Source organism: Methylobacterium sp. WL119, from assembly GCF_008039875.1.
Lineage (GTDB): Bacteria > Pseudomonadota > Alphaproteobacteria > Rhizobiales > Beijerinckiaceae > Methylobacterium.
Window position 1 is genome coordinate 1 of sequence record NZ_VRUU01000026.1, and the last position, 25,838, is coordinate 25,838.

Annotated in this window: 30 protein-coding genes and 1 pseudogene; 9 read left to right on the forward strand and 22 right to left on the reverse strand. The window is 72.1% G+C overall.

What is annotated here, in order from left to right:
- The 3 genes and pseudogenes from FV227_RS11855 to FV227_RS11865 form a co-directional block, all read right to left on the reverse strand.
- Positions 1-190, reverse strand: a pseudogene (locus FV227_RS11855) (sugar transporter); the annotation flags it as partial.
- A 215-nt stretch (positions 191-405) separates the two neighbouring features.
- Entirely contained in the window at positions 406-1,902 is a 1,497-nt protein-coding gene (locus FV227_RS11860; RefSeq protein WP_147858992.1) for an LTA synthase family protein, read from the reverse strand.
- Positions 1,903-1,912: 10 nt separating this feature from the next.
- Positions 1,913-3,433: a capsular biosynthesis protein gene (locus FV227_RS11865; RefSeq protein ID WP_147858993.1), complete on the reverse strand. Its 1,521-nt coding sequence runs from the start codon at positions 3,431-3,433 to the stop codon at positions 1,913-1,915.
- A gap of 406 nt (positions 3,434-3,839) precedes the next feature.
- Between FV227_RS11865 and FV227_RS11870 the strand changes: the two genes are divergently transcribed.
- The 3 genes from FV227_RS11870 to FV227_RS11880 are packed head-to-tail and all read left to right on the forward strand — an operon-like array spanning position 3,840 to position 6,808.
- Complete coding sequence (locus FV227_RS11870) at positions 3,840-5,147, forward strand: capsular biosynthesis protein (RefSeq protein WP_147858994.1); 1,308 nt, start codon at positions 3,840-3,842, stop codon at positions 5,145-5,147.
- 33 nt (positions 5,148-5,180) lie between these two features.
- Complete coding sequence (locus FV227_RS11875; RefSeq protein ID WP_147858995.1) at positions 5,181-5,948, forward strand: SDR family NAD(P)-dependent oxidoreductase; 768 nt, start codon at positions 5,181-5,183, stop codon at positions 5,946-5,948.
- A complete protein-coding gene (locus FV227_RS11880; RefSeq protein ID WP_147858996.1) occupies positions 5,948-6,808 on the forward strand; it encodes a formyltransferase family protein in 861 nt (286 codons plus the stop codon). Before FV227_RS11875 ends, FV227_RS11880 begins: the two co-directional genes overlap by 1 nt.
- A 9-nt stretch (positions 6,809-6,817) precedes the next feature.
- Here the strand turns inward: FV227_RS11880 and FV227_RS11885 are convergent, their stop codons facing one another.
- The 8 genes from FV227_RS11885 to FV227_RS11920 form a co-directional block, all read right to left on the reverse strand.
- Entirely contained in the window at positions 6,818-7,018 is a 201-nt protein-coding gene (locus tag FV227_RS11885; protein WP_147729517.1) for a hypothetical protein, read from the reverse strand.
- Between the two features lie 57 nt (positions 7,019-7,075).
- Complete coding sequence (locus tag FV227_RS11890; protein ID WP_147729516.1) at positions 7,076-7,672, reverse strand: glutathione S-transferase; 597 nt, start codon at positions 7,670-7,672, stop codon at positions 7,076-7,078.
- Between the two features lie 28 nt (positions 7,673-7,700).
- Positions 7,701-8,876, reverse strand: coding sequence for an alpha/beta hydrolase (locus FV227_RS11895; RefSeq protein ID WP_147858997.1), 1,176 nt, complete (start codon positions 8,874-8,876; stop codon positions 7,701-7,703).
- Positions 8,877-9,007: 131 nt separating this feature from the next.
- On the reverse strand, positions 9,008-9,466 hold the full coding sequence (locus FV227_RS11900) for a response regulator (RefSeq protein ID WP_147729357.1): 459 nt from the start codon (positions 9,464-9,466) through the stop codon (positions 9,008-9,010).
- A gap of 215 nt (positions 9,467-9,681) precedes the next feature.
- Positions 9,682-10,563: a dienelactone hydrolase family protein gene (locus FV227_RS11905; RefSeq protein ID WP_147729356.1), complete on the reverse strand. Its 882-nt coding sequence runs from the start codon at positions 10,561-10,563 to the stop codon at positions 9,682-9,684.
- Between the two features lie 81 nt (positions 10,564-10,644).
- Entirely contained in the window at positions 10,645-11,058 is a 414-nt protein-coding gene (locus FV227_RS11910; RefSeq protein ID WP_147843686.1) for a hypothetical protein, read from the reverse strand.
- Positions 11,059-11,208: 150 nt separating this feature from the next.
- Positions 11,209-11,652, reverse strand: a complete 444-nt coding sequence (locus FV227_RS11915; protein ID WP_147728639.1) for a DUF192 domain-containing protein — start codon at positions 11,650-11,652, stop codon at positions 11,209-11,211.
- A 65-nt stretch (positions 11,653-11,717) separates the two neighbouring features.
- Positions 11,718-12,326, reverse strand: a complete 609-nt coding sequence (locus FV227_RS11920) for a cold-shock protein (protein WP_147728637.1) — start codon at positions 12,324-12,326, stop codon at positions 11,718-11,720.
- Between the two features lie 378 nt (positions 12,327-12,704).
- Between FV227_RS11920 and FV227_RS11925 the strand changes: the two genes are divergently transcribed.
- Positions 12,705-13,715 (forward strand): heparan-alpha-glucosaminide N-acetyltransferase, encoded by a 1,011-nt coding sequence (locus FV227_RS11925; RefSeq protein ID WP_147858998.1) that lies wholly within the window; start codon positions 12,705-12,707, stop codon positions 13,713-13,715.
- A gap of 19 nt (positions 13,716-13,734) precedes the next feature.
- Here FV227_RS11925 and efp read toward each other — a convergent pair whose 3' ends face one another.
- Positions 13,735-14,301, reverse strand: coding sequence for an elongation factor P (gene efp / locus FV227_RS11930; protein WP_147728635.1), 567 nt, complete (start codon positions 14,299-14,301; stop codon positions 13,735-13,737).
- Positions 14,302-14,503: 202 nt separating this feature from the next.
- Between efp and epmA the strand changes: the two genes are divergently transcribed.
- From epmA to FV227_RS11955, 5 genes are all read left to right on the forward strand, one after another.
- Complete coding sequence (epmA, locus tag FV227_RS11935) at positions 14,504-15,559, forward strand: EF-P lysine aminoacylase EpmA (protein ID WP_147728634.1); 1,056 nt, start codon at positions 14,504-14,506, stop codon at positions 15,557-15,559.
- Positions 15,556-16,626, forward strand: coding sequence for a lysine-2,3-aminomutase-like protein (locus FV227_RS11940; RefSeq protein WP_147858999.1), 1,071 nt, complete (start codon positions 15,556-15,558; stop codon positions 16,624-16,626). Before epmA ends, FV227_RS11940 begins: the two co-directional genes overlap by 4 nt.
- Positions 16,627-16,630: 4 nt before the next feature.
- Positions 16,631-17,251 carry a glutathione S-transferase family protein gene (locus FV227_RS11945; protein ID WP_147729734.1) on the forward strand — a complete coding sequence of 207 codons (621 nt, stop codon included), beginning with the start codon at positions 16,631-16,633 and terminating at the stop codon, positions 17,249-17,251.
- 119 nt (positions 17,252-17,370) lie between these two features.
- Positions 17,371-18,015 (forward strand): dimethylmenaquinone methyltransferase, encoded by a 645-nt coding sequence (locus FV227_RS11950; RefSeq protein WP_147859000.1) that lies wholly within the window; start codon positions 17,371-17,373, stop codon positions 18,013-18,015.
- Between the two features lie 27 nt (positions 18,016-18,042).
- Positions 18,043-18,867, forward strand: a complete 825-nt coding sequence (locus FV227_RS11955; RefSeq protein WP_147726994.1) for a YdcF family protein — start codon at positions 18,043-18,045, stop codon at positions 18,865-18,867.
- On the opposite strand, the gene FV227_RS11960 is transcribed toward FV227_RS11955, so the two are convergent.
- The 10 genes from FV227_RS11960 to FV227_RS12000 all read right to left on the reverse strand — a co-directional run bounded on the left by FV227_RS11960 (position 18,840) and on the right by FV227_RS12000 (position 25,709).
- Positions 18,840-19,070, reverse strand: a complete 231-nt coding sequence (locus FV227_RS11960; RefSeq protein WP_147726996.1) for a DUF3253 domain-containing protein — start codon at positions 19,068-19,070, stop codon at positions 18,840-18,842. The genes FV227_RS11955 and FV227_RS11960 overlap by 28 nt on opposite strands.
- A 47-nt stretch (positions 19,071-19,117) precedes the next feature.
- Positions 19,118-19,876: a DUF599 family protein gene (locus FV227_RS11965; RefSeq protein WP_147726993.1), complete on the reverse strand. Its 759-nt coding sequence runs from the start codon at positions 19,874-19,876 to the stop codon at positions 19,118-19,120.
- Between the two features lie 130 nt (positions 19,877-20,006).
- Positions 20,007-20,288 carry an acylphosphatase gene (locus FV227_RS11970; RefSeq protein ID WP_147726992.1) on the reverse strand — a complete coding sequence of 94 codons (282 nt, stop codon included), beginning with the start codon at positions 20,286-20,288 and terminating at the stop codon, positions 20,007-20,009.
- 52 nt (positions 20,289-20,340) lie between these two features.
- Positions 20,341-21,147, reverse strand: a complete 807-nt coding sequence (locus tag FV227_RS11975) for a formate/nitrite transporter family protein (RefSeq protein WP_246686547.1) — start codon at positions 21,145-21,147, stop codon at positions 20,341-20,343.
- A 131-nt stretch (positions 21,148-21,278) separates the two neighbouring features.
- Entirely contained in the window at positions 21,279-21,710 is a 432-nt protein-coding gene (locus tag FV227_RS11980; protein WP_147726990.1) for a gamma-glutamylcyclotransferase family protein, read from the reverse strand.
- 39 nt (positions 21,711-21,749) lie between these two features.
- Positions 21,750-21,872 carry a hypothetical protein gene (locus tag FV227_RS30320; RefSeq protein WP_281406255.1) on the reverse strand — a complete coding sequence of 41 codons (123 nt, stop codon included), beginning with the start codon at positions 21,870-21,872 and terminating at the stop codon, positions 21,750-21,752.
- Positions 21,869-22,096: a hypothetical protein gene (locus tag FV227_RS11985; protein WP_147726989.1), complete on the reverse strand. Its 228-nt coding sequence runs from the start codon at positions 22,094-22,096 to the stop codon at positions 21,869-21,871. The genes FV227_RS30320 and FV227_RS11985 overlap by 4 nt, the downstream gene beginning before the upstream one ends.
- A 30-nt stretch (positions 22,097-22,126) precedes the next feature.
- Entirely contained in the window at positions 22,127-24,145 is a 2,019-nt protein-coding gene (locus tag FV227_RS11990; RefSeq protein ID WP_147726988.1) for an acetyl/propionyl/methylcrotonyl-CoA carboxylase subunit alpha, read from the reverse strand.
- Positions 24,146-24,294: 149 nt separating this feature from the next.
- On the reverse strand, positions 24,295-24,738 hold the full coding sequence (locus tag FV227_RS11995) for a hypothetical protein (RefSeq protein WP_147859001.1): 444 nt from the start codon (positions 24,736-24,738) through the stop codon (positions 24,295-24,297).
- 392 nt (positions 24,739-25,130) lie between these two features.
- The gene (locus tag FV227_RS12000) at positions 25,131-25,709 is read right to left on the reverse strand and encodes a L,D-transpeptidase (RefSeq protein ID WP_147726986.1); all 579 of its coding nucleotides are present in this window, start codon (positions 25,707-25,709) and stop codon (positions 25,131-25,133) included.
- Positions 25,710-25,838 lie beyond the last annotated feature (129 nt).

The following is a 25,838-nucleotide window of genomic DNA, read 5'->3' on the forward strand; positions in this document are numbered from 1 at the left end:
GGCGCCCGCGCAGGGCCTCGATCACCGCCGGGGTCACGTCCACCAGCTCGTAGCGCGCCAGCAGCCCCTCCGGCGTCGACAGCTCCGCCCCCGCCTCCACGGCACGCGCCGTCGGACCCGAAGCCGGGAGAACCGAGCAGCCGCCGACGAGGCAGGCCGTCAGCGCGAACAGCGCCGTGAAACGAACCATCTTCGAACTCCCGGAGCCGTGCCCGTCTCCGTGAGACCGGCACGCAACGCCCGTATGACCCTGTCGTCTTCGTCGCGAGCCCGCGCCACCGAGGTCCGTGCCGAAGTGTCGGCGGACGACGCGCGCATGGCTGGAGCCTCGACGTTGCGCGCCAAAGCCTGCGATCGCTTTAACGACGGCTCGAGCACGCGCGCCGGACATCGCCCGGCATTGCGTCACGACCGTGGCACGGCCACGCTTGGCCCATCCGCCGACGTCGCGGCTCGGCCGATCGCGGCTCGCAGCCGGCGCCCGAGATCGTCGGCGGTGCGGTCGACCCGACGCGGCGCGGCCGGGTCGGCGTGGCCGAACCGGAACAGCGCGTAGTCGGTGGCGGTGTCGCCGAAGCCGGGCCGGCAGGTCGGCAGGGCGGGCGCGTGGTCGCCGTAGATGCAGAGCGTCGCGTTCAGGCCCGCGAGCGCGGCCACGAGGTCCTCGACCATGCGCCCGGCGGCGGCGACGTGGTGGAGGTACTGGGCGACCGGGTCGTCGATCCCCGGCAGGCGTCCCGGCTTCCAGGGGCCGTGGTTCTCCATGGTGACGCCGAACAGGAACAGCGGCCCGCGCCGTGCCGCGACCTCGGCGCGCACGCGCTCGCCGAAGGCCGCATCGCCGACATAGGGTCCGATGCGGGGCGCGTCGCCGAACGCCTCCTCCATCACGAGGGTGTCGAAGCCGAACGCCTCCATGACGCGGGCGCGCTGGAAGAAGTCGCGGTGGAACGGGTGGACGAAGGTGGTCGCGTAGCCGTTCCGCCGGGCCGTCCGGGCGAGGCTGTCCGGCTCGTTCCCGCCCGAGGCGAGATAGGGGTCGAACACGCCGAAGCCGAGATCGCGCGCGCCGCGCCCGGTGAGCACGGCGTGCTCGGTCCGCATGGTGTAGGCGCCGTGCGCCGGCACCCGCAGGCGGCCGTGCTCGCTGGCGCGCGCCCGGATCAGGTCCATCAGCGGCAGGTGCGGTCCGCCGAGCCGTTCGGGGTCGAGGAAGGATTCGAGCTGGATCACCACCACGACGTCGTCGCCCGGCGGCTGCGCGATCGCGGGCGCTGCGACGGCCGCGGGGTCGCCGCGCTCGCTCCGCCACCGCAGCGCGTAGGCGATCAGGCAGGCGGGCAGGCCGTAGCGGGCGAGGTCGGCTTCGAGCTCCGGCTGCGGGAACCGCCGGGCGACCCGGCCGGCGAACGGCCCGCGATCGGCGGCGACGAGCAGGGCGGCGAGGCCGAGCGGCAGGCCCAGGACGGCGGCCAGGGCCCCGCCGGCGGAGGCGGGCAGCAGGCTCGGCTCGATCCGGTACCACAGCGCGATGTTGGCCAGCCCGAGCAGGAGCGGCACGGCGATCCGCGGGCTGGTGACCGGCGGCACGTAGTAGAGCTGCGGATGGCGCGGCACCTGCGGCAGCAGCGCGAAGTCGCTGAACACCAGCGGCTCGCCGATCACCGCGCGTTTCAAGTGGCTGACGAGGTGGAGGATCGCGACGGTGAGCACGCAGCTCGACGCGGCGAGCCACGGGCGCCACGAGAACACGAACCAGAACAGCAGGATCAGCCCGTAGGCGCCGAGCCGGATGGCGAGGTCGCCGGGCCTGCGGCTCGCGCGCCCCGGCACGTCGCCGAAGCGGAACTCGATCGCGAGGCAGAGGACGAAGGCGACCACCGTCGCGAGGAGGAAGGACATCGTGCTCGGCTCAACCTTGCCCGGGCTTCCGGGTGACGGGCTTGTCGCCGGACGCGACGCCGCGCCGGGCGCGCAGGGCCCGCACGATCGGGTTCAGCAGGCGGTAGCGCGCTCGCATGCCGAAGCCGGCGAGCCGGCCGAGCGCGAGGGCGCTCGGGGGCGCTGCGGCGCGGGCGGCGCTGAGGCGGTCGAGCAGCTGCTCGGGGCCGCACGGCTTCATCGCCACCGGATCGAGGTAGCGCGGATACAGGATCAGCGCGCCGGCGACGAGCTGGTCGAGGGCGAGCGTCCGGCCGCGGTCGGCGCCGGGCGCGAGATCCTCGGTGAGGCCCCAGCCGGCATAGAACGGCCGCCCGTGCGTCGCGACGCTCAGGCCCCGGATCAGCGCCTCGAAGCCGGCGAGCGAGGTCATCGTCTCGACGTGGTGCACCCGGTCGAGCAGGTCGACGATGCTCAGGCCCGAGACGATCCGGTCGGCGAGCCCCAGGGCCTCGGCTTCGGGGATCGCGCCGGGGCGGAACCCGGCCTCCACGTCGGGATGCGGCTTGTAGAGCAGGAAGGCGTCCCGGTTGCGCGCCCGCGCCGCCTGCAGCAGCGCCCGGTTCGAGCGCACGTTCGGCGAGCCGTAGCGGACCGAGGCGTCGTCCTCGACCTGGCCCGGCACCAGCACGATCCGCCGGTCCGCCGGCCACGCGCCCGCGGCGACCGTGAGGCCGACATTGTACTTGCTCAGGCGCCGCGCGACGATCGTCTCGCGCAAGGACTTCGCCCGGGTGACCAGGGCGTCGGAAAATTCGGCTTCGGCCAGGATCCGCGAGAGACGGCTCTCGCGCCGCGGATCGTAGTAGATGCCACGATCGTCGACCACGATCGAGGCGCCGGGCTGCAGGCTCGCCCCGAGGCCGACCGAGCGCAGGAAGCCGTCCTCGACCCGCGCCAGCGGCAGGCCGGCCTCCGCGCAGACCGCCTCCAGGGCCTCCGGCGCGCGCGTGGCCCAGGCGAGCACCTGCCCGTCGTGGCGCTTCGCGGCGGCGACCGCGTCGGCGACGGTCATGGTGTGGATCGGCGTGCCCTTCGGGCCGACGGCGAAGGCGTCGAGCGCCGGCCGCTTCCAGCGCGAGATGCCGACGTAGACGACGCGCCGCGCGTTCTCGGAAAACCGCGCCCGGAGCCAGGCGACGCGCTCGGCGCAGGCCGCGCGGTCGATCGGCGCCCGCGTCCAGGGGTCGAAATGGTGCAGGCCCGGCGTCTCGCGCCCTCCGACCGGCTCGCCGGCCAAGGTCAGGATCAGGCTCGAGAACCCGGTCTCGGCGCTGTCATAAGGGCTGAGCAGCGGCCCGGGCGCCACGACAAGCGGGGGACGGCCGGCGAGCCGCAGCAGCCGGGCGGCCGGCCCGTCGCGCCAGACGACGGCGCGGCCGCAAAGGCCGGGCGCGCCGAAGCGGCTGCCGGTGGCGGCCTCGATCTCGGCGCGCAGCAGCCGGATCGTGCGGCCGACGGGAAACAGCGTGTCGGGAAGGATCGGGCGCATCACCATTTCGGTCGAGGGCTCCGGGCCGGGCGGGTCGCGCGGCGGCGCCCGGCATCGCCTGCCGGGATCCCGCGACCCATCGTGAGGGCCGAGCGACGGGTCGCGCCGGCCTCGACGCGTTCCTGCCCGGACCCGCGGGCTTTAGCCCAATTCATCCGCGGCAGGCGAATGCTTCCTGGGGCGGGCGGATGAGCGGGACATGAACGGACACCCCCCGGACATATCGCCGCCGCGATTGGCTCCTAGCTCGTTACCCGTTCGGGGCCGGCCGCGACGGCGTTGCGGGACGGCCACGACCCGGCGGAATCGTGCGGGGCGGAACGGCCTCGGATTGCCGGGCCGCCTCGGCCGTGCGACCCGTGGTGGCTGCCCCGTCCCGTCCGCTGAAGGTACAGAGCGCTCCGGAATGCTTCAGCCTCGCCCAGATTCCGTCGATGCGAGCCCGGCGACGTTCCTCTTCCTCCAGGGCCTCGCCTCGACCTTCTTCTCCGATCTCGGCGGCGCCCTGGCCGCCCGCGGGCATCGGGTGCGGCGGATCAACTTCTGTCCCGGCGACTGGCTGTTCTGGCGCGGCGACGCGGACCATTACCGCGGCACCCGGCCCGGCTGGGAGCGCTGGCTCGACGCCTACGTCGCCACCTACGGCGTGACCGACATCGTCCTGTTCGGCGATTGCCGCCCCTATCACGTCGTCGCGCGCGCCGTCGCGGTCGCCCGCGGCCTGCGCGTCCACGTGTTCGAGGAGGGCTACATCCGCCCGAACTGGATCACCTGCGAGCTCGGCGGCGTGAACGGGTACTCGACCCTTCCGAAGACCGCCGAGGGCGTCCGGGCGCTGGCGCGCCGCCTGCCGCAGCCCGGCCGCGCGATGCCCTCGACCGGCGACATGGCCCTGCGCAGCATCTGGGACGTCGGCTACAACGTCGCCAACGTCTGCTTCCCCTACCTTTACCCGCGCTTCCGCAGCCACCGCCCGACGCATATCGCGATGGAATATGCCGGCTGGATCAAGAAGTTCTCCCGCCGCGGCCGGACCAGGCGCGAGGCCGCCCGCTGCAACGAGATCTACAACGCGGTCGGCTGCGACTACTTCCTGCTGCCGCTCCAGCTCGACAGCGACTACCAGATCCGCGTGCACTCCCCCTTCCTCGGGGTCGAGGGCTTCATGGACCGGGTGATCAAGTCCTTCGCAGAGGCCTCGCAGGCGCCGACCCGCCTGCTGGTGAAGCTCCACCCCCTCGATGCCGGCCTGATCAACTGGCGCAAGTTCGCCCGCGCCTCGGCCCGCCGCCACGGCGTGAGCGAGCGCCTCGACTTCATCGACGGCGGCGAGCTGCCCAGCCTGATCGCCGGCGCCCGCGGCGTGGTGATCGTCAACAGCACCGTCGGCATGCTCTCGCTGGAGATGAGCCGGCCGACGATGGCGCTCGGCACCGCGATCTACAACATGCCCGGCCTCACCCATCAGGGCGACATCGACGGGTTCTGGACCGCACCGACCGCTCCGGATCTCGGCCTGATGTCGGATTTCCGCCGCGTGGTGCTGCACCGGACGCAAGTGAACGGCGGCTACTTCTCCAAGGCCGCCATCGCCCGCGCCGTCGCCGCGACGGTCCCGCGGATGGAGGCGGCGCTCCCCGACGCCCGGGTCGCGGCCGCCCGGACGATCCGCGAGGGCGAGGCCGATGCCGGCCGTCTCGCCGAGGTGTATTGATTCGGCCGACCGGCGCGCGGTAGCACCCGGATCATGCCCCACATCCTGATCACCGGCGCGTCGAGCGGCATCGGCGCGGCGCTCGCCCGCCGCTATGCCCTGCCCGGAAACCGCCTGACCCTCAACGCCCGCGACCGCGGCCGCCTCGAAACGGTGGCCGCCGCGTGCCGCGCCCGCGGCGCCGAGGCGACGGTCGTGCCCCTGGACCTGCGCGACCGCGAGGCGGTCCGCGCCTGGATCAGGACCCTCGACGGGGATGACCCGATCGACCTCGTGATCGCCAATGCCGGCGTCAACGGCGGCCATCCGACCGGCGAGGTCGAGAGCGAGGACGTCGCCTTCGAGACCCTCGACATCAACCTCGTCGGCTGCCTCAACGTCGTGCTGCCCTGCGTCACCGCCATGGCGGCCCGGGGGCGCGGGCAGATCGCCCTGATCTCCTCGCTCGCCGCCTACGCGCCGCTCGCCGACGCCCCATCCTACAGCGGCACCAAGGCGGCGCTGGTCGCACATGGGCAGGCCCTGCGCGCCAAGCTCGCGCCGAGGGGCGTGCGGGTCAACGTGGTGATGCCTGGCTACGTGAAGACGCCGATGGGCGGCCAGCTCAAGGGCTGGCGGCCGCTCGAGATGAGCGCCGATCAGGCCGCCGAGCGCATCGCCCGCGGGCTGGTGCGCAACCGGGAGATCGTCACCTTCCCGAGCGTGCTCTTCCACCTCGCCCGGGCCGGCCTCGTCGCACCGGAATTCCTGCGCACCGCCGCCATGCGCGCCTTCCGCTTCCAGCTGCGGCCGCGCCGCTGATGCCCAAGCCCAGCATCGCGCTCTTCGCCCTCGAGGCGCTGCCGAACGCGCGCGCCGTGCGCCGGTTCGTGGCCGATCACGCCGCGGAGATCGCCTTCGTCGGTCTGTCGAACGCCGAGCGGCCCTCGACCGGCGGCCTCGTCGGGCAGGTCCGGCGCCATCTTGCCCGCTCCGGGCCGGCCTTCCTGCCCTACCTCGCGGTGAATTTCGGCCTGCCCGACCTGCTCCGCCCGGTCGCGCCGCTGACCCAGCGCATCGCCGGCACCACCGGCTCGCCCGAGGCGACGCCGCTCGCGACCCTGTGCCGGCGGCACGGCATCCCGACGCTGACGGTCGACGACGTCAACGGTGCCGACGTCGCCGATCTCCTGCGCCGGCACGAGCCGGACCTGATCGTCACCTTTCACTTCGACCAGATCCTGGCGGGCGAGACGATCGCGCGGGCGCGGCTCGGTGGCCTCAACGTCCATCCCGGCCTGCTGCCGCGCCATCGCGGGCCGGTGCCGACGATCCACGCGCTGGCCGAGGGGCCGGACGCCTTCGGCGTGACGGTCCACCGGCTCGCCGTGGCGATCGATGCCGGCGCGATCCTCGAGCAGGCGCCGGTCGCGCTGCCCGCGGACGTGACCGCGACCCGCGCCGCCGTACTGCTGCACGAGCACGGCCGGAACCTGCTCGATGCGGTGCTGGCCGATATCGCCCGCGACGGCGCGGTGCCGGAAGGCCGCACCGTGCCGGTGCTGCCCTATTGCCCGTTCCCGGATGCCGGCTTCCTCAAGGCGATGCGCCGCCGGGGCCGCTATCTCACCGATGTCGGCGACCTGCGCGAAGCCCTGAGCCTGTCGGCGCGCGGCGCTTGATACGGCGGCCTAGGTGATGCGGCGGACCGGAGCGCGCCGGTAGGCGACGCGGGCCAGAACCACGGCGCCTCCGAGCTGCAGGAAGCCGTTCTCGGCGAGGTCGGACGGCGCCAGGTGCCAGTGGACCAGCCCGCGCGTGAGCGCGTTCAGGGCCATGAGGACGAGGCAGAAGGCGGCGGCGGCAAGCAGCGCGGCGACGAAATCGGGCATGGCTCGGCATCCCACTCTCGGACGATGCCGGCCGCCGCAAGAACCGCGCCGGTCGCGTCAGGCCGTCGCCCGCATCGACGCCCGCTCGCCGAATGTCGCGAACCAGGCGGCCAGGCCCGGTCGGCTCGCGCGCCAGCCGAGCTCGGCGAAGCGCAGGTCGAGGTAGCCGAGGGCGCAGGCGAGCGCGATCGTGCCGATGTCGACGCCCGTGAGCGACGGCGCCTGCGTCTCGAACCAGTCGAGGGCGCTGACGATCTTGGCGGTCTGCCCGTCGATCCACGCCTGCGAGCGCTCGGATTCGGGTCGCGCGGTCAGCTCGTAGCGGATCAGCAGGGCGGCATCGAGCACCGCGTCGGCGGTCGATTGCAGGTTCAGCGCGGCCCAGCGCGCTGCGCCCGGCGCCGGGAACAGGTGGCCGCCGGCGAGCGCATCGAGGTACTCGCAGATCACCCGGCTGTCGGCGATCGCCGCGCCGTCGTCGAGGATCAGAGTCGGGACCTGCGCCAGCGGATGCACGCTCAGCACGCGCCCGTCCCGGGTCACCGGGTGGACGGCGCTCGGCAGCGTCTCGATGCGCTCGGCCAAGCCGAGCTCGTGGGCCGCCACCATCACCTTGCGGACGAAGGGCGAGGTCGGGGAATGGAACAGCTTCATCGGGGTCTCGTCGGCGTGGGCGGCGCGATCAGCGCCGGGCGGCGGGTTTGGCCGGGACGGTGCCGGCCGTCGCCGCCGGCGTGACGGCGGCGGGCGGGCTCGCGCGCGGCGTCTCGACGAAGAGGCGCTTCACCGGCCAGCCGTCGGCCCAGCGCTCCATGTCGCCGAAGCGCGGATTGGTCTTCAGGCCGGTGGCGTCCTGACCGGCGAAGGCCGCGGTCGCCGCGAGGTCGAAGGTCTTCCAGAACGCGAGGTAGTCGAGGGTGTCGGCGCGGGCGTTGTTGATCTGCGCCACCAGCGTCTGCTGCTCGCCGGAGAGCGACATGTCGGCCAACCACTTGAACGGCGGCGGCTTGGTGTCCTTCGGGTCGGCCGGCAGCTTGATCGCCGCGCCGTCGAACGCGGCATCGAGCCCGGCCGGCGCCGCAAGCGTCGCGGTGAGCGCCGGGAAGCCGTGGTCGTCGGAAAGCGCGCGCATGAACAGCTTGCGCTCCGTCGGCACGGCGCTCGCCTCGCGCAGCAGCCGGCGGGCGGCCAGGTCGGCCGCGCGGGCGTCGCGATCGCCGATCATGGCGATCAGCAGCGTCTGCGGCGCGATCTTCGCGAGATCGCCGAGCACGATGCCGCGCGACTTCGGCCCGCTGGCGATGCCGCCCGGCATCACCCCGAACACCAGCTTCGGCACGGGCAGTTCCTGCGCCTTCGCGTCGGCCGCGATGTCCATGGCGAGCGGGACGCCCGCGAGGTGGCCGATCAGCGCGACCTTCCCCAGGTCGGGCTTGCCCTCCGCGTCGGCGGCCAGCGCCTCGAAGGCGGTCTTGAGCGCGCCCTCCGCGTTGGCGACCGCATCGACGGGCCGGGTCCGGTTCACGTCCTGGAAGCGCGGGAACAGGACGAGCCAGCCGTTGCGGGCGAGATGGTCGATCCAGGCGCCGTAGCTCTGCGGGTTGGTGGCGCCCCAGCCGTGCAGGAGCACCGCGACCGGGCGCCCCTCGGCGGGGGCCGCGCCGGCGGCGTGGAACACGAAGGTCGAGGCGCCGGTGCGCCCGACCGCGCGCTTGACGATGGTGAGCTTGCGGTCGCCGACGCCGCCCGGCCCGTTGTTCGGCTGGGCCGGCGGCGCCGCGGCCGCGGCGGGCAGCACCGAGACGAGGAGGCCGAACAGGCCCGCGGCCAACGGGCCGCGATGGTCTTTCAGGAACATGGACGGCTCGATCGCTTCGAGAAGGGGGGCGGACCGCTCGTGGGCCGGCATAGCAGATTCGGCCTCCGGGGCGATGCGCCGGCCGCCTCGCGGCAGGCCCTGCACCGGGGCGGGGTTCGCACGGCGAAGCCTCAGGGTTCGAGGGCGTGCGGGACCAGCTTGCCGCCGGGGCCGATCACCGACGGCCCCGTCGACGATCCGGCCGGGCGCCCGGCCGCCTGCTCGACCCAGGCCAGGATGTCCTCGGCCCGCCACGGCTTCGGGATGAAGGTCGCCGAGACGCGCAGGTCGCTCGGCTGGTCGCCGGCATCGCCCGAGGTGAGGAGCACGCGCACCCGCGGCCACGTGACGCCGATGATCCGCGCCAGCTCGAAACCGCCGATCGGTCCCGGCGTGCGCACGTCCGAGAAGACCACGCTGACCTCGTCGCCGCGATCGTTGAGGATGGCGAGCGCCCGCTCCGCGGTCTCCGCCTCGATCACGGTGAAGCCGGTTTCCTCCAGGAGGGTCGCGGCGAGGAAGCGCTCGTCCGGTTGATCCTCCACCACGAGGATGACGGGCTTCTGTCCGGGCGGGTTCACGTCGGTCATAGCCGGGACACTCTAAGCGGGCCGGATGGTCGGCCCCTCGGATCGGTCGTTCATCGCCATCGTCGATGCGAACGGGGGTCGACCCGTGCGTGCACGCGCCGCCCGGCCCCATCCTGGCATAAACCGGTCGTCCCCGCCGTGTCGGATAGGGCACACAACCCTGAAGGAGCGTGCCGGAGCTGCCGTGACCGCTGGTCGCGGCCCGTCGGCGCGACTTAGCCGACGCCGTTCGCCTTCAGGAATGCGAGGGCGCGGCGCCAGCCGTCCTCGGCCGCCTCCTTGCGGTAGCTCGGCCGGTAATCGGCATGGAAGCCGTGCGGGGCGTCCGGGTAGACGACCAGCTCCACCGGCTTGCCGGCGGCCTTCGCCGCATCGCGGGCGGCCTCGGCGGTCGCGACCGGGATGCCGGTGTCGGCGCCGCCGTAGAGGCCGAGCAGCGGTGCGTTGAGCTGGCCGGCGACCGATCCGGCGCTGCGCGGCTGGATGTCGGTCGGGTCGCCGCCGAGCGGGCCGTACCAGGCGACCGCCGCCTTCAGGTCGCGGCGGTGGGCGTCGTAGAGCCAGGCGGCACGGCCGCCGCGGCACCAGCCCATCACCCCAAAGCGCGCCGGATCGCCCTTGGCGGCGGAGGTCGCCCAGGCGACGGTGGCGTCGAGGTCGCCGATCCACTGCGCGTCCGGCGTCTTCGAGATCACGTCGCGGATGATCAGCTTGGGGTCGGTCATCTGCGACAGGTCGCCCTGTCGGGCGTAGAGTTCCGGCGCCACGGCGCAGTAGCCGGCCTTGGCCAGGCGGCGGCAGATGTCCTTGATGTATTCGTGGACGCCGAAGATCTCCTCGATCACCAGCACCAGCGGAAACGGCCCGGCCCCCTCGGGGGCCGCGCGGTAGCCCGGCATCGGCCCGTCGGCCGCCGGGATCCGCACCTCGCTGGCCTCGATCCCGGTGTCGTCGGTGTGGATGACCTGCGCCTCCACCGGCGTCACCGCGAGGGTGAAGCCGCTGATCAGGCTCGTCATCACGAAGCCCCGCCGCGACAGCGGCGGGACGATCAATCCGTCGAGGCCCTCGCCGCCGCCTTCGTTGTCGTGCGTCATGCCGTGCTCCTCGAACCCTCCGGCCAGCGCACCACGCCGCCGGGCCCGGGTCAACCGTGCGGAGCCGCCCGGGCGGGACGCTCAGGCGCCGGCGGAGACCCGCGCCGGCCGGCGCGCCGGCACCGGGACGGGCCGCGGCGCGGGCTGCGGCCGCAGCAGGTCGGCGAGCGCGACGAACCCGTCGGCCTGCGGCGCCTGCCCGGCGCGGAAGCCGAAGCCGAGAGCGAAGGCCTGGCTCAGGCCGGCGTCGCGCGCGATGCCGAACGCGTCGAGCGCGGTCAGGAACGCCTCGCGGAACAGGCTCGGCCGGCACCAGCTCTTCTCGGCCATCTGCAGCGGCCAGTCCCACAGGCCCTCGGCGCGGCGGGCGGCGAGCACGTCGCGACCGATGAAGTAGCCGGTCGTGCGGTGTTCCAGGCCCTCGCCCGACAGGGTCCAGTCGGCGTTGCGGAACAGGACGGCCTTTGCGCAAGAGGCGATAGTTGCGTCGATCATCGGGATCCTCGCCACCTTCGCGGAAGAGGCGCGACGATCGCGCGCCTGTTCCACGTGGAACATACGAGGAACAGTGATCCGCAACGGAACGGGCGTCAAGCGCGATGTTCTCGATGCGTTCATATTTTCCCGGCGCGACGGCGCTCCGGGTCAGCGTGCCTGGAACAGCGGGTGCTCGACGCGGTCGCCGGCCTTGATCCCGAGCTTGGCGGCGATGCCGGCATTCAGCTCCAGCACCGAGAGCACCGGCTCCGGCGATGCGATGATGGCGGTCGACAGCGGCTCGGTGTCGGCAGCGACCCGGGCGATGGTGCCGTCGGCGCGGATGAACAGCATGTCGAGCGGCAGGTAGGTGTTCTTCATCCACATCGCGACCGGCTCGGACCGCTCGAAGTCGAACAGCATGCCGTGGTTCGGCGCCATCGTGCGGCGGAACATCAGCCCGCGGGTGCGGCCGGCATCGTCGCGCATCACCTCGACGTCGAAACGGTGGGTGCCGTCCTTGGAGCGGATGCTCAGCGGCTCGGTCTGGCTCCTGGCCTGTCGCGCCTCCTGGGCCGAGGCGGGAGCGAGCGCCGACGGAAGGGCGGCCATGCCGAGGAGGCCGAGGGCCAGGCCGCCGGCGAGCAGGTTTCGGACGCGAGACAAGCGCAACACCATCAATGCGAGGACGGAACGGCTCCGTCGGGCAGCCGGACCTCGGCGGCCATCACGCCCTTGGAGCCGTCGCCGTATCGCACGAGCACCGTCTCGCCGGGCTTCAATTCGGCGATACCGTAGCGTCGCAGGGTTTCCATGTGCACGAAGATGTCCGGCGTGCCGTCGCCCCGCGTCAGGAAGCCGAAGCCGCGCAGGCGGTTGAACCACTTCACCACGGCGGTCTCGAGCCCGCTCGTCGGCGTCACGCTGACATGGGTGCGCGGCAGCGGCAGCTCGGACGGGTGCGTGGCGGAGGATTGGTCGAGCGACAGGACCCGGAAGGCCTGCCAGCCGCGGGCGCGCTCGGTCGCCTCGACCACGATGCGGGCGCCCTCGCTGGCGTTCTGGTGGCCGTCGCGGCGCAGGCAGGTCACGTGGAGCAGCACGTCGGGCATGCCGTCGTCGGGGACGATGAAGCCGAACCCCTTGGCGACGTCGAACCACTTGATCCGGCCCGACACCTCGACGAGGTCGAGCGGCTCCTCGACGTCGGCCTGCGATGATGCGCCGATGCCCGCGCCGTCCGTTGCCCGTGAGCTCGCCGGCCCTGATCCGAACCCGTCAGACATGTCGATAAGCAACCTACACCGAATCGCGACGCGCGTTTCCCGGCCAGGATTAACGAAGTCTTGAAGCGGCGAAAGCCTCTTTGCCCGGCAGGCCTGGACGGTCCGACGGCAATGGCCGGCCCGATCGGCACGCTCCGCAGCGATCCGTGCCGGTTCGGCGAGCATCGAGCAGGCCCAAGTCCGTGTCCGGACTCACGCTTTTGCGCCGGCCGACCCCATCGGAACGCTCCCGGCGCAAACAACCGAGTTCGGTCACTTTCTCGTGACTGTTGCTGCGGCGCAGCAGGTGGCGGGAGCACCGTCGACGCGCCGTCCGCCGCACGAATCTTCGGAGCCGCCCATGGCCGCGCGCGGCGAATGGTGCTTAGGGGGCCGGCCATGCCACCCGATCCCACATTCGCCCCGACGAACGCGCCGGAAGCGCCTGCCGTCGCGTCCCGCCGGATCCCGGCGATCGATGCGGGGCGTGCCGCCGCGCTCGCCGCGATGGCCGCTTATCACCTGACCTGGGACCTCGGGTACCTCCGCCTCACGCCCGAGAACGTCGCGCTGTCGCCCGCGGGGCGGGTCGCGGCGCACGTCATCGCCGGAACGTTCCTCGTTTTGGTCGGGGTCGGTCTGGTGCTGATGAACGGCCGCGGCGTTCGGCTGCGGCCGACCGCCCTGCGGCTGCTGCGGGTCGGCGGGGCGGCGGCGCTGATCACCCTGGCGACGTTCTACGCCTTCCCGGACAGCTTCATCTTCTTCGGCATCCTGCACTGCATCGCGGTGTCGAGCGTGCTGGCGCTGCCGTTCCTGTTCGTGCCGGCGGTGGTGACGGCGCTGGCCGGCGCCCTGGTCGTGGCGCTGCCGCACCTCGTGGCGCATCCGCTGCTCGATGCGCCTGCGCTGTTCTTCCTCGGCCTCGGCCGGCTGACGCCGCAGACCAACGACTACGTGCCGCTGTTCCCGTGGTTCGGGATCGTGCTGCTCGGGGTCGCCCTCGGCCGGATCGCCCTGCCCTGGTTCGCGCGCTCGCGGGCGGGTCTCTGGCAGCCGCGGAGCCGAGGCGCACGGGCTGCGACCTTCGCCGGTCGCCACAGCCTGGCGATCTACCTCGTGCACCAGCCGCTCCTGCTCGGGGCGCTGACGGGCCTGGTCGCGCTGACCGGGCCGCATCCGCGCGCCGGGCTGGCGAAGTTCTGGGCGGACTACGTCGAGACCTGCACCCGCACCGGGGGCGAGCCGGGCTCGTGCCGGATCGCGGCGCGCTGCACCGCCGACGCCCTGCGCAGGGAGGGCCTGTGGTCGGTGGAGGGCCGCGGCTTCACCGTGCCGGAGCGCGTGCGGGCGCAGGGTCTGTCGCAGCGCTGCTACGAGGCCTCCGAGGGCACGGCGCCGCCGCCGTAGCCCCCCGTTCCGGGATGCCTCAGTCCTTGGCGCGCTCGACGTAGGCGCCGTCGGCGGTCATCACCACGATGCGGGTGCCGGCGGCGATGTGCGGCGGTACGGTGGTGCGGACGCCGTTCGACAGGGTGGCCGGCTTGTAGGAGGACGAGGCGGTCTGCCCCTTCATCGCCGGCTCGGTCTCGGCGACCTCGAGCACGACGCGCTGCGGCAGCTCGATCGTCAGCGCCACGCCGTTGTGCTGCGAGACCATCACCGCCATGCCCTCCTGCAGGTAGGGGGCGGCGTCGCCGACCACGTCGGCCGGCACCTGGATCTGCTCGTAGCTCTCCGGGTTCATGAAGTGGAACCCCTCCGAGTCGCTGTAGAGGAAGGTGTGCTCCTTGTCCTCGACGAAGGCGCGCTCGACCTGCTCGGTGGTGCGGTAGCGCTCCGACACCTTCACCCCGTCGGTGATGCGGCGCATGTCGAGCTGCGTCACGGGGGTGCCCTTGCCGGGATGGATGTTCTCCGCGAACAGGATGACGTAGAGCTTGCCGTCCTTATCGACGACGTTGCCCTTGCGGAGGGTAGAAGCGATCACCTTCACGGGGTCAGGTCCTGCGTTGACAAGGCGGGGTTCGCGCGCCTAGCGCGGTGCCCCGCGGGAGAGGCATATCCCTCGAGAGCGATATCGGGCTCCGGCACTATCCTATCCGCGGCCCGGTTGCCAGCCGCGCCAGTATCGGTCCGCCGGGAGCGCGCGTGTTCGAAGCCGGAAACGTCCGATCCGCCGATCGCAGGGCAGCCCGGTGACGGCGGCCCCCTCCCCGTGGTGGGCGCCGCACCGGCACGCCGACCGGCGCCCGCTGCTGATCCTGCGCAACCGCATCGCCCATGCGCTCCGCGGCCACTTCGCGGCCCGCGACTTCGTCGAGGTCGAGGCCGCCTGCCTCCAGGTCTCGCCCGGCAACGAGGCGCATCTCTCCGCCTTCGCCACCGAGGCGATCGGCGGCGACGGGCTTCGCGCGCCGCTCTACCTCCACACCTCGCCGGAATTCGCCTGCAAGAAGCTGCTGGCGGCCGGCGAATCGCGGCTGTTCAGCCTCGGCCACGTCTTCCGCAACCGCGAGCGCGGGTTGCTGCATCATCCCGAATTCACGATGCTGGAATGGTATCGCGCCGGCGAGCCCTACGCCGTGCTGATGGCCGATTGCGCCGACCTGCTACGGCTCGCCGCCGAGACGGCGGCGACGGCGCGGCTGCGCCATCGCGATCGGACCTGCGATCCCTTCGCCGATCCGGAGCGGCTGACGCTGGCCGACGCCTTCGACCGGCATGCCGGCATCGACCTCCTCGCCACCCTGTCGCGGGACGGCGCCACCGACCGCGACGGGCTCGCCGCTGCGGTTGCGCAGGCGGGCCTGCGGGTGGCCGCCGACGACACCTGGGCCGACCTGTTCAGCCGCGTGCTGGTGGCGCGGATCGAGCCGCATCTCGGGCACGGGCGGCCGACGATCCTGTGCGAGTACCCGGTGAGCGAGGCGGCGCTCGCCCGCCCGAGCGCGGACGACCCGCGGGTGTCGGAGCGGTTCGAGCTCTATGCCTGCGGCGTCGAGCTCGCCAACGCCTTCGGCGAGCTGACCGACGCCGCCGAGCAGGGCCGGCGCTTCGCCTGCGAGATGGCGGAGAAGCATCGCGTCTACGGCGAGACCTATCCGATCGACGACGACTTCCTCGACGCCTTGGCGGTGATGCCGGAGGCGTCGGGCTGCGCGCTCGGCTTCGACCGGCTGGTGATGCTCGCGACCGGCGCGCCGCATATCGAGGACGTGATCTGGACCCCCGTCGCGGGCGGAACGCGATGAACCGCCCGCTGCGCAGCCCGGACGAGCTCGCCGCCGCGGGCCTCGTGGCGGCGGCCGACCTGCCGGCCCTGCGGGCGGTGGCCGCGCGCTACGCCGTGTCGATCACCCCCGACATGGCCGAGCTGATCGACGCCGCCGACCCGCATGACCCGATCGCCCGCCAGTTCGTGCCGCGGGCGGAGGAAGTCGTCACCGCGGCCGAGGAACGCGCCGACCCGATCGGCGACGCCGTCCACGAGAAGATGCCCGGCCTCGTCCACCGCTATCCCGACCGGGTGCTGCTGAAGCCGCTCCACGTCTGCCCGGTCTATTGCCGCTTCTGCTTCCGCCGCGAGGTGGTAGGGCCGGAAGGCGCCGGCACGCTGAGCGAGGCCGAGCTCGATGCGGCGCTGGCCTACATCGCCGCCGACCCGGCGATCTGGGAGGTGGTGCTGACCGGCGGCGACCCGTTCGCGCTCTCGCCGCGCAGGCTGTCCGACATCGCGCGGCGGCTCGAGTGCGTGCCCCACGTCAAGGTCCTGCGGGTCCACACCCGCGTGCCGGTGGTGAGCCCCGCCCTGGTGACCGACGCTCTAATCGCCGCGCTGAAAGGCTTCGGCCGGGCGGTGTTCGTGGCCCTGCACGCCAACCACGCCCGCGAGTTCGGCGCCGAGGCGCGGGCCGCCTGCGCGCGGCTGGTCGACGCCGGGATCCCGATGGTGAGCCAGACGGTGCTGCTCGCCGGCGTTAACGACGATGCGGCGGTGATGGAGGCGCTGATGCGGAGCTTCGTCGAGAACCGGATCAAGCCGTACTACCTGCATCACGGCGACCTCGCGCCGGGCACGGCTCACCTGCGCACCGGGCTCGATGCCGGGCAGGCGCTGATGCGCACGCTCCGCGGCCGGCTTTCGGGGCTGGCCCAGCCGACCTACGTCCTCGACATCCCCGGTGGCCACGGCAAGGTGCCGGTCGGGCCGGGCTACGTCGCGGCGGATCGCGACGGCACCCGGATCACCGATCCGAACGGCGGCGTGCATGCCTATCCGCCCGAGCCGTATCGGCCCGAGGCGAGCGAGCAGGAATAAGCCGATGCGCAGGCTCTGGGGGCGGGCGAACTCCGTCAACGTGCAGAAGGCCCTCTGGGGGCTCGACGAATCCGGCCTCGCCTACGAGCGGGTCGAGGCCGGCGGCGCGCACGGCGTGGTCGCCGACCCCGCCTACCGGGCGATGAACCCGAACGGCCTGGTGCCGGTGCTCCAGGAGGACGACTTCGCCCTGTGGGAGTCGAACGCGATCCTGCGCTACCTCGCGGACGGGGCGGAGGGCGTGCTCCGCCTGCCCGACGACCGGCGCGAGCGGGCGCAGGTGCAGCAATGGCTCGACTGGCAGGCGACGAGCTTCACCCCGGCGATGCGCGACGCGTTCTGGCAGCTCTACCGCGCCGCGCCGGATGCGCGCGACCACACGCTGATCGCCGCCTCGCTCGAACGGTCCGAGGTCCTCGCCGCGATCCTCGACCGGCACCTCGCCGACCGAACCTTCGTCGTCGGCACGCGCTTCTCGATCGCCGACATCGCGCTCGGCTGCGCCGCCCACCGCTGGCTCGCCCTGCCGGCGGAGCGCGTCGAGCGGCCCGAGATCCGGTCCTGGTACGCGGCGCTGGCGCAGCGGCCCGCCGCCGCCCGGATCTTCGCCGCGCCGATCAGCTGACGCCCGCACGTCCTCGCCGATCGGCCTTGCCCTTGCCCTGCTTAACCGTTGCCCGCCTTGCCCCCGCCCCTGCGCGACCCACTTGGGCGTCAGGCAGCCTGCCCGGAGACCGCACCCCGATGGCCCTCGACCCGACCCTGCGCGACGCCCTCTCCGCGGTCACCGTGGCGAGCCTCGCCCGCGCCCTGGCGCGCCGCGGCGTCCCGGCCTGCCCGCTCTCCGGCATCACCGGTTCGGGCCGAGCCGTCGGGCCGGCCGTGACGCTGCGGATGATCCCGGCGCGCGGCGAGGTCGCGCGCTCGCTCGCGGAGGCGATCGAGGCGGTGCCCGAGGGCGCCGTCGTCGTGGTCGATACCGGCCGCTCCGGGCTCGCCCTCCCCTTCGGCGCGATCCTGGCCGCGCGGCTCTCCGCCCGCGGCGTCGCCGGCCTCGTCACCGACGGCTGCCTCGCAGCCGAGAGCGGCCTCGCCGTCTGGGACGCCGCGTTCGCGCCGGGCGAGGGTACGCTTCAGCTTGCGGGCTCCGGCGAGCCGATCGCCTGCGCCGGGGCCGCGGTGCATCCCGGCGACGTCGTGGTCGGCGGCCCCGACGGCGTGGTGGTGATCCCGGCCGACATCGCCGAGGCGGTGGCGCTGGAGGCGGTCGAGCAGCAGCGCCTCGATCTCTGGCTCACCCGCGAGGCGGAGAAGGGCGCGAGCCTCGCCACCCTGCTGCCGCCGGACGCCGAAACCCTGGCCCGCTACGAGGCCGAGACGAAGGCCTGAGGTCCGACGCCCGCCGGACCCGCGCCGATGTTCTTCCCGCTCTCGAAGGTGATCTTCTTCCTGATCACCCCGTCGAACGTTTTCGCCCTCGTCGGGCTCGTCGGCGTCGCGCTGACGCTCGCGACCGCGCGGCGGCGCCTCGGCGGAGCTTTGAGCGCGTTCGGCCTCCTCGGCCTGCTCGCAGGCGGCCTGTCGCCGCTCTCGGCCTGGGCGGTGCTGCCGCTGGAGCAGCGCTTCCCGGCCTACGCCGACGACCGCCCGCCCGACGGCATCATCGTGCTCGGCGGCGGGATCGAGGCCGGGTTGTCGTCCGGCCGCGGGCAGGTGATCGTCAACGATGCCGGCGAGCGGCCGATCTACATGGCCGATCTCGCCCGGCGCTACCCGCAGGCGCGGCTGATGTTCTCCGGCGGCAGCGGCAGCCTCGTCGACGGGGCGATCGCCGAGGCCGACATCGTCAGCCGCGACGCCGACACCCTCGGCCTGCCGCGCACCCGGCTGATCCTGGAGAACCGCTCGCGCAACACCCGCGAGAACGCGCTGTTCTCCGCCGCGATGGCCCAGCCGAAGCCGGGCGAGCGCTGGGTGCTGGTGACCTCGGCCTTCCACATGCCGCGGGCGATGGGCTGCTTCCGCGCGGCCGGCTTCGACGTCGTCGCCTTCCCCGTCGACTACCGCACCCGCGGCCCGCGCGACGCGCTGCGCTTCGGCAGCTTCGCCTCGGAGGGGCTGCTGGTGCTCGACCTGGCGGTGAAGGAATGGATCGGCCTCGCGGTCTACCGGCTCGCCGGCTACACCGACGCGCTGCTGCCGGGGCCGGCGGATCAGCCCTCGGGGAGCGACAACCGGTAGATCCCGCGAAAATCGTCCGGATCGGCGGGCTTGCCCTTCCGCAGGATGGCGAGGCGGCCGGCCTTGGTCAGGCGCACGGCGATGCGGCGCACCGGCTGCATCAGGGGGCTCCACTGGTCTGGATCCGACCCCGCCAGCGCGCGTGCGACCTCCGAGGGGCAGATGGTCTTGCCGGGGCCGCGCTCGGCCACGAGACGCAGCATCGTCTCCTCGATCGCGTCCTCGCTGCGGGTTCCGGTGCGGTCGTCGCTCACGGCGTGGATCCTTCGGCGGGCGGGGCACCGTCGGCGAGCAGGATCGCGCGGATCTCGGAGACGAACTGGCGCCGCCACATCACGAACACGACCGCCGTCGTCGAGGCGACGAGGAAATAGGGGCTGACGAACCACCCGAGATACGCCAACGCGAAGAAGAACGCACGCTGCCCGCGGGCGAAGTGGAGCCCGGCCGCGGTGTTCATCGCCGCCACGCGCCGCGCGGCGCGCAGCATCGCGGACTCGCTCGCCCCCGAGCCCTTGGGCGGCACGGTCCCAAGCAGGATCGCGCTGTAGTTGAACAGCCGGTAGGCCCAGGCGAACTTAAAGAAGGCATAGACGAACACGACCGCGAGCCCTGCGACCTTGATCTCCCAGGTCGTGCGCGTGGCGATCGTGCCGAAGGGCAGCGTGCCGAACAGGTTCAGCACGTCGTCGCCGGAGCGCGACAGGGTGAGCACGCCGCCGAGCGCGATCAGCGACGTCGAGGCGAAGAAGGCGGTGCCGTTCTGCAGCGAGGCGTTGATCGTGGTGTCGACCACGCGGTTGTCGCGCACGATCAGCTGGCGCGCCCATTCCTCGCGCTGCGCGTTCATGATCTGGCTCAGCGACACCATCCGCCCGCGCAGGCGCCCGACGGAGAGGCCGTAGCCGACCCAGGCCAGCACGAAGTAGATCAGCGCGCCGAGGTCGATCGGCGAGAACCCGGAGGGCAGGTAGGCGGCGAGCAGCGTAGTGGAAGGGAGGTCGGTCATCGTCCCCGGGGTGCCCATCGGGCCCGCGCGCCGCGCCGGCCGTGGGCGCATCGGGACCGCGGGATGGCTACCCCGGCGCGGCGCGCGCTGTCGAGACGCGCCGGAGCAGGCCGTCCATGCGCGGGTCCCCTCACTGCCGGATCGCGAACCCGGAGGCGCCGGCGGACGGCTCGCCGGCCGTCACCTCGACTCGCTCGACGCGGGCGCCGGGCGGCCCGGCCCAGCACGCCTGCACCATCGCCTCGACCGCGTCGGCCGGCCCGGTGAACGCGGCCTCGACCGCGCCGTCCGCACGGTTGCTCACGTGCCCCGACAGGCCGCGCGCCTCGGCCTCGCGCCGGGTCCAGGCGCGATAGGTGACGCCCTGGACCCGGCCGACGACGACGACGGCGACGCTTGTGATCTCGCTCATGACGGCACAACGCGGCCGGACGCCCGAGGTGTCCGGCCGCGTCGGGTCGTTCTCAGCGGGCGATGGCGGCGCGGCCCTGCGGACGGCCCTCGACGCGGGCCGGATCGACGGTCTTCTGACGGTAGGTCAGGTACCAGGCCACCGAGATGAACAGCACCCCGCCGACGAAGTTGCCCAGCGTGACGGGGATCTGGTTCCACAGCCACCACTCGCTGAAATGGACCGGCGCGCCGAGCATCATGCCGGCGGGAATGACGAACATGTTCACCACCGCATGCTCGAACCCCTGCGCGAAGAACAGGAAGATCGGCAGCCAGGCGCCGAGGATCTTGCCGAAGGTCGAGGTCGACATCATCGACATCGTCACGCCGAGGCAGACCATCCAGTTGCACAGCATCGCCTTGACGAAGCAGGTTAGCATCCCGGCCGTGCTGAGGTTCTCGTAGGCGATCGTCTTGGCCGAGGCGATCTCGACCAGCTTCTGCGCGACGCCGGCGACGGGCGTGTGCCACGCATTGGTCAGCGCGATCACCAGGAGCAGCGCGTACAGCACGCTGCCGAGCAGGTTGCCGATGAAGCTCCAGGCGAAGTTGCGCATCATCGGCGCGAACCCGATCCGGTTCTCCATCCAGGACAGCGTCAGGATGCCGAAGTTCCCGGTGCAGAGCTCGAGCCCGAGGCACACGATCATCACGAAGCCAACGGGAAAGACGATGGCTCCGACGAAGGGCACGCCGGTCTGCACCGCCCCGGTGAGGGCGAGGCTGGTGGCGATGCCGAGCAGCGCGCCCGCCATCATGCCGCGCACGAGCATGTCGCGGATCGACAGTTCGGCGCGCATGACGCCCGAATCGCTCATGGTCGCGGCCATGTCCGTAGGTTTAACGAAGTCCATTGGCGGAAGGCTCCCGGTGTTCGATGTTCTGCGATCCGGGAGCAGGCAAGGTCAGGGCCAAACCGGACGTTGAAGCCGCGGCATCTGCGTCGCACCTAGGTCGGCGCTCCGCGACGCCAGCCGCGCACCTCGCGCAGGTAGGGGGGCGGCAGCTGCGCCGCCTCGCCCGCCGCGAGCACGGCCTCGAGATAGCCGGGCTTCGGCACGCCGCAGGCGGTGGAGCGGCCGAGATAGATCAGCGCGCGCTTGACGCCGCCCGCGGTCGCGACCGGCTGCGAGGCCTTCACGTAGAGGCCGCCGGCAACGCCCTCGTAGCGGTCGAGGGCGGGGACGTCGGCGAGGGCCAGCTCCCACAGCACGCCCCAGACCGTGTGGCGCCCGTCGCGCACCACCGAGGCGTAGCCCTCGCGCATGACGATGAAGCGGTGGCGGTGCAGCCGGCCCTGCCCGATCAGCCGCGAAGCCGGGCAGCGGGAGGCCATGGCGGCCGCATCCATGTTGGCGCCGTAGGCGAAGTAGAGAGGCATGGATTTCGGTGCGAACCGGTCGGGTCGGGGAACCCCCGATTACTCGCCGGACTTCCGATCGTCGCGGCGGATCGCCCATTCATTGGCGTGCATGGCGAGATAGGCCACGGTCAGCATGATGGCCGGAATGACGAAGATGACGAAGATCTCACCGGAGTTCATGGTTTGAGGCTCCGCAGGACGCGCCTTGCGATCCAATGTATGCCGAACCCGGTGCAAAGCCAGACCCCGGCGAAGAACACGGCCACGGCGGTCGGTTTGGGGGCGTTCGCGATCCCGAAGCTCACGGCCGTCACCGGCGTCACCACCCCGATGATGATGAACGCGGCGATCGTGTTGAGCCCGGTCGCAAGCAGTTTCGTCTGCTCGTTGTGAACGAGGCTCATCGCCGCCGGGTCTCAGGACGCTGACGCGAGTCAGGCGAATTCCAGGATCACCGCATCGACGGCGAGGCTCTCGCCCTCCTTGGCGTAAACCTTCGCCACCGTGGCGTCGCGCTCGGCGCGGAGCACGTTCTCCATCTTCATCGCCTCGACGATGGCGATAGCCTCGCCGTTCTTCACCTCCTGGCCTTCGGTGACCAGAATCTGCTTCACCAGGCCGGGCATCGGGCAGAGCACCTGCTTGCCGGAGCCGGCATCCTCCTTCACCGGCATCAGCGCGGCGAGCTCGGCCTCGCGGCGAGTGTAGACGCGGGCCTCGGCCGCGGCGCCCGCATGCTGGAGTGCGACGCCGTTGAGCAGCCCGCGCACCTGGATCGCGACGCGCTGCGCGCCGATCGTGCCGGTCCAGACCGGCTCGCCCGGGCGCCAGTCGCTCTCGACGACGTGGGCGGTGCCGTCGGCCTCGGTGACGACGAGGCAGTTCTGCGCCAGCGCATCCTCGTGCGGATCGACGGTGACGGGGAAGGCCTCGCCGGCCAGCATCACCACCCGGTCGCGCTCGAAGTGCAGCAGCGCGGGGTCGCGCATCTGGCCGGAGATGCCGCGCTTGCGCGCGTTGAGCTTGTGGTCGATGGCGGCCGCGGCCGCCATCATCCGCTGCGCCACCGCGCCTTTCGGCTCGGGCGCGGAGAACCCTTCCGGGAACTCCTCGGCTATGAAGCCGGTGGACAGCGCCCCCTCGCGCCAGCGCGGATGCGCCATCAGGGCGGCGAGGAACGGGATGTTGTGGCGGATGCCGTCGATGGCGAAGGCGTCGAGCGCCTCGGCCTGGAGCTCGATCGCCTCGGCGCGGGTCGGCGCCCAGGTGACGAGCTTGGCGATCATCGGATCGTAGTGGATCGCGATCTCGCCGCCCTCCTCCACGCCGGTGTCGTTGCGGACCTTGCCGGTGCCGAACGTGCCCTCCTCCGGTGGCCGGTAGGTGGTGAGCCGGCCGATCGAGGGCAGGAAGTTGCGGGTCGGATCCTCGGCGTAGACGCGGCTCTCCACCGCCCAGCCGTCGAGCGTCACCCGATCCTGCGTGAGCGGCAGCGTCTCGCCGGCCGCCACCCGGATCATCAGCTCGACGAGGTCGACGCCGGTGATCATCTCGGTGACCGGATGCTCGACCTGGAGGCGGGTGTTCATCTCCAGGAAGTAGAACGACTTGTCCTGGCCGGCGACGAACTCGACCGTGCCGGCGGAATCGTAGTCCACGGCCTTCGCCAGGGCGACCGCCTGCTCGCCCATCTTCCGGCGGGTGGCCTCGTCGAGGAGGGGCGAGGGTGCCTCCTCGATGACCTTCTGGTTGCGGCGCTGAATCGAGCACTCGCGCTCGCCGAGGTAGACCACGTTGCCGTGCTTGTCGCCGATCACCTGGATCTCGATGTGGCGCGGATCGGTGATGAACTTCTCGATGAACACCCGGTCGTCGCCGAAGGACGAGGCGGCCTCGGACTTCGCGCGGGCGAAGCCCTCCGCGACCTCGCCCGAGGCGTAGGCGATGCGCATGCCCTTGCCGCCGCCGCCGGCGGACGCCTTGATCATCACCGGGTAGCCGATGCCGTCGGCGATCTCGACGGCGTGCTCGGGGCTCTCGATCACGCCGAGGAAGCCCGGCACCGTCGAGACGTTGGCGGCGGCCGCCGCCTTCTTGGATTCGATCTTGTCGCCCATCGCGGCGATGGCGCCGGCGTTCGGGCCGATGAAGACGATGCCGGCCTCGGCGAGCGCGTTGGCGAAGGCCTCGCGCTCGGACAGGAAGCCGTAGCCCGGATGCACCGCCTGCGCCCCGGTCTGCTTGCAGGCGTCGATGATCTTCTCGATGACGAGGTACGATTGCGCCGCCGCCGCCGGGCCGATGTGGACGGCCTCGTCGGCCATCGCCACGTGGACCGCGTCGCGGTCGGCGTCCGAGTAGACCGCCACGGTCTTGATGCCCATGCGCCGTGCCGTCTTGATGACGCGGCAGGCGATCTCGCCCCGGTTTGCGATCAGGATCTTGTCGAACATCTTTTATCGCGCTCAGGTCTGGTCGTCTTCAGGAAGCGGCTTGGCGTGAGCCGGATATAGCGTTCCCGATAAAGCAGATCCGCAGGCGACGGAAGCTGTGCCGGCGGCCGATGCCTGGGCGACCGCGGTCAAAAGTTTTTCGTCTCGTTTCAAGCGGCCAGCGCGAAGCGCGGCCGGTCGGTCCTGGCCGGCTCGCGGGTCCAGCGGTTGGCTTCCATCGCGAACACCATCAGCGCCTCGGCGCTCCCCTGCGCCTCCCGGACGATCTCGACGGCGATTCGCGCGCCGGCCGGCGTCGGGCCGGTGAGGCCGGCGAGCGACGCCGAAAGCCAGGCGGCGACCGCGCGGTCGACGTAGCCCGAGGGACGCTCGCCCCAGACCGCGAAGTCGACCACGAGGGCGACCAGCGCGTCGGCGAAGGCCGGATCGGCGTCGGGCACCGCCCGCTCCAGGGCGATCAGCATGTCGGCCTCGTCGCGATGGGCGATGCCGTCCGGCAGCACGTCGCGCAGCAGAACCTGCACGGCGGCCGACGCAATGCGGCCCTCGGCGACGGCATGGTTGCAGAAGTCTTGAAGAGAAACGTTGATCATGACCGAATTCCTCCGCGACCTTTGTTCGGTCGCCGCCTGTCCTCGTGTGTATTGGACTGTAGGAGACGAGATCGTCTTCAGAGGTTAACGGCCAAATCTGAACCGGCGTTCAGGTTAAAGCGTGCTCACGAATGAGCGTTTCGAGAATCTTGCTTTTTTCGAGCGACATGCCGGCATCTGTCGAGACCGCACGATCGTCGCCCGCTCTCCGGGAACGCAGATGAAACGTCACCCGCTCACCGCTATCCCGTCATTCCGGGGCGCCGCAGGCGAGCCCGGAATCCAGAGCCGCCGGCGGTGGCGGATCCGGCTGGCGTCGGCGGTTCTGGATTCCGGGCTCTGCTTCGCAGCCCCGGAACGACGAGGGGAAACGGACCGAAGGTCGTCCGCCCTCAGCGCACGATCACCGTCGCGCCCACCGGCACGCGGTTGAACAGGTCGACCACGTCGATGTTGCGCATGCGGATGCAGCCGGACGACGCGGCCTGGCCAATCTTCTCCGGCTCGTTGGTGCCGTGGATGCGGTAGAGCGTGTCGCGGCCCTTGTCGGACAGGTAGAGCGCGCGGGCGCCGAGCGGGTTGCCCGGCCCGCCCTGCATCGGGTGGACGTGCGGCCAGCGCTTGATCATCTCGGCCGGCGGGTTCCAGGCCGGCCATTCCGCCTTGCGGTCGACCGTGGCGGTGCCCTTCCAGCCATAGGCCTCGTCGCCCACGGTGACGCCGTAGCGCATCGCCTTGCCGTCGGGCAGCACGAGGTAGAGCTGCCGCTCCATCGTCTCGATCACGATGGTGCCGGGCTGCTCCTTCGTCGGGTCGGTGACCTGGTAGCGGGCGAAGTGCGGGTCGAACTCGGCGTCCGGCACCAGCGCCATGAAGGCGGTGTCCCGTGCCGACAGGGCCGGATCGGGCACCGCCTTGAAGTTGCAGCCCGAGAGCAGCACGGCACACGCGATGATCGGGGCGAAGCGCATGGCGGGCCTCTCTCGAGTGGGCTTCCGCCGTTCGAACCAGGGTTGACGGAAACTGACCGAAGCATAGGCGGACGAGGCACTTCGGCGTAGCGTCCCGCGTTGCCCGCGGGCACAATGCCAAGCGCTGTT

Excerpts from the sequence above, each read along its gene's own strand:
- FV227_RS11995 (WP_147859001.1), bottom strand. The coding sequence starts at position 24,738 with ATGATCAACGTTTCTCTTCAAGACTTCTGCAACCATGCCGTCGCCGAG.
- FV227_RS11985 (WP_147726989.1), bottom strand. The coding sequence starts at position 22,096 with ATGAGCCTCGTTCACAACGAGCAGACGAAACTGCTTGCGACCGGGCTC.
- FV227_RS11890 (WP_147729516.1), bottom strand. The coding sequence starts at position 7,672 with ATGAAGCTGTTCCATTCCCCGACCTCGCCCTTCGTCCGCAAGGTGATG.
- FV227_RS11885 (WP_147729517.1), bottom strand. The coding sequence starts at position 7,018 with ATGCCCGATTTCGTCGCCGCGCTGCTTGCCGCCGCCGCCTTCTGCCTC.
- FV227_RS11955 (WP_147726994.1), top strand. The coding sequence starts at position 18,043 with ATGTTCTTCCCGCTCTCGAAGGTGATCTTCTTCCTGATCACCCCGTCG.
- FV227_RS11970 (WP_147726992.1), bottom strand. The coding sequence starts at position 20,288 with ATGAGCGAGATCACAAGCGTCGCCGTCGTCGTCGTCGGCCGGGTCCAG.
- FV227_RS11910 (WP_147843686.1), bottom strand. The coding sequence starts at position 11,058 with ATGATCGACGCAACTATCGCCTCTTGCGCAAAGGCCGTCCTGTTCCGC.
- FV227_RS11980 (WP_147726990.1), bottom strand. The coding sequence starts at position 21,710 with ATGCCTCTCTACTTCGCCTACGGCGCCAACATGGATGCGGCCGCCATG.
- FV227_RS11945 (WP_147729734.1), top strand. The coding sequence starts at position 16,631 with ATGCGCAGGCTCTGGGGGCGGGCGAACTCCGTCAACGTGCAGAAGGCC.
- FV227_RS11960 (WP_147726996.1), bottom strand. The coding sequence starts at position 19,070 with ATGCTGCGTCTCGTGGCCGAGCGCGGCCCCGGCAAGACCATCTGCCCC.
- FV227_RS11920 (WP_147728637.1), bottom strand. The coding sequence starts at position 12,326 with ATGTCTGACGGGTTCGGATCAGGGCCGGCGAGCTCACGGGCAACGGAC.
- FV227_RS12000 (WP_147726986.1), bottom strand. The coding sequence starts at position 25,709 with ATGCGCTTCGCCCCGATCATCGCGTGTGCCGTGCTGCTCTCGGGCTGC.
- FV227_RS11940 (WP_147858999.1), top strand. The coding sequence starts at position 15,556 with ATGAACCGCCCGCTGCGCAGCCCGGACGAGCTCGCCGCCGCGGGCCTC.
- FV227_RS11915 (WP_147728639.1), bottom strand. The coding sequence starts at position 11,652 with ATGGCCGCCCTTCCGTCGGCGCTCGCTCCCGCCTCGGCCCAGGAGGCG.
- FV227_RS11880 (WP_147858996.1), top strand. The coding sequence starts at position 5,948 with ATGCCCAAGCCCAGCATCGCGCTCTTCGCCCTCGAGGCGCTGCCGAAC.
- FV227_RS11860 (WP_147858992.1), bottom strand. The coding sequence starts at position 1,902 with ATGTCCTTCCTCCTCGCGACGGTGGTCGCCTTCGTCCTCTGCCTCGCG.
- FV227_RS11965 (WP_147726993.1), bottom strand. The coding sequence starts at position 19,876 with ATGACCGACCTCCCTTCCACTACGCTGCTCGCCGCCTACCTGCCCTCC.
- FV227_RS11900 (WP_147729357.1), bottom strand. The coding sequence starts at position 9,466 with ATGACCGACGTGAACCCGCCCGGACAGAAGCCCGTCATCCTCGTGGTG.
- FV227_RS11865 (WP_147858993.1), bottom strand. The coding sequence starts at position 3,433 with ATGCGCCCGATCCTTCCCGACACGCTGTTTCCCGTCGGCCGCACGATC.
- FV227_RS11905 (WP_147729356.1), bottom strand. The coding sequence starts at position 10,563 with ATGACGCACGACAACGAAGGCGGCGGCGAGGGCCTCGACGGATTGATC.
- FV227_RS11875 (WP_147858995.1), top strand. The coding sequence starts at position 5,181 with ATGCCCCACATCCTGATCACCGGCGCGTCGAGCGGCATCGGCGCGGCG.
- FV227_RS11870 (WP_147858994.1), top strand. The coding sequence starts at position 3,840 with ATGCTTCAGCCTCGCCCAGATTCCGTCGATGCGAGCCCGGCGACGTTC.
- FV227_RS30320 (WP_281406255.1), bottom strand. The coding sequence starts at position 21,872 with ATGAACTCCGGTGAGATCTTCGTCATCTTCGTCATTCCGGCCATCATG.
- FV227_RS11975 (WP_246686547.1), bottom strand. The coding sequence starts at position 21,147 with ATGAGCGATTCGGGCGTCATGCGCGCCGAACTGTCGATCCGCGACATG.
- FV227_RS11950 (WP_147859000.1), top strand. The coding sequence starts at position 17,371 with ATGGCCCTCGACCCGACCCTGCGCGACGCCCTCTCCGCGGTCACCGTG.
- FV227_RS11990 (WP_147726988.1), bottom strand. The coding sequence starts at position 24,145 with ATGTTCGACAAGATCCTGATCGCAAACCGGGGCGAGATCGCCTGCCGC.
- FV227_RS11925 (WP_147858998.1), top strand. The coding sequence starts at position 12,705 with ATGCCACCCGATCCCACATTCGCCCCGACGAACGCGCCGGAAGCGCCT.
- FV227_RS11895 (WP_147858997.1), bottom strand. The coding sequence starts at position 8,876 with ATGTTCCTGAAAGACCATCGCGGCCCGTTGGCCGCGGGCCTGTTCGGC.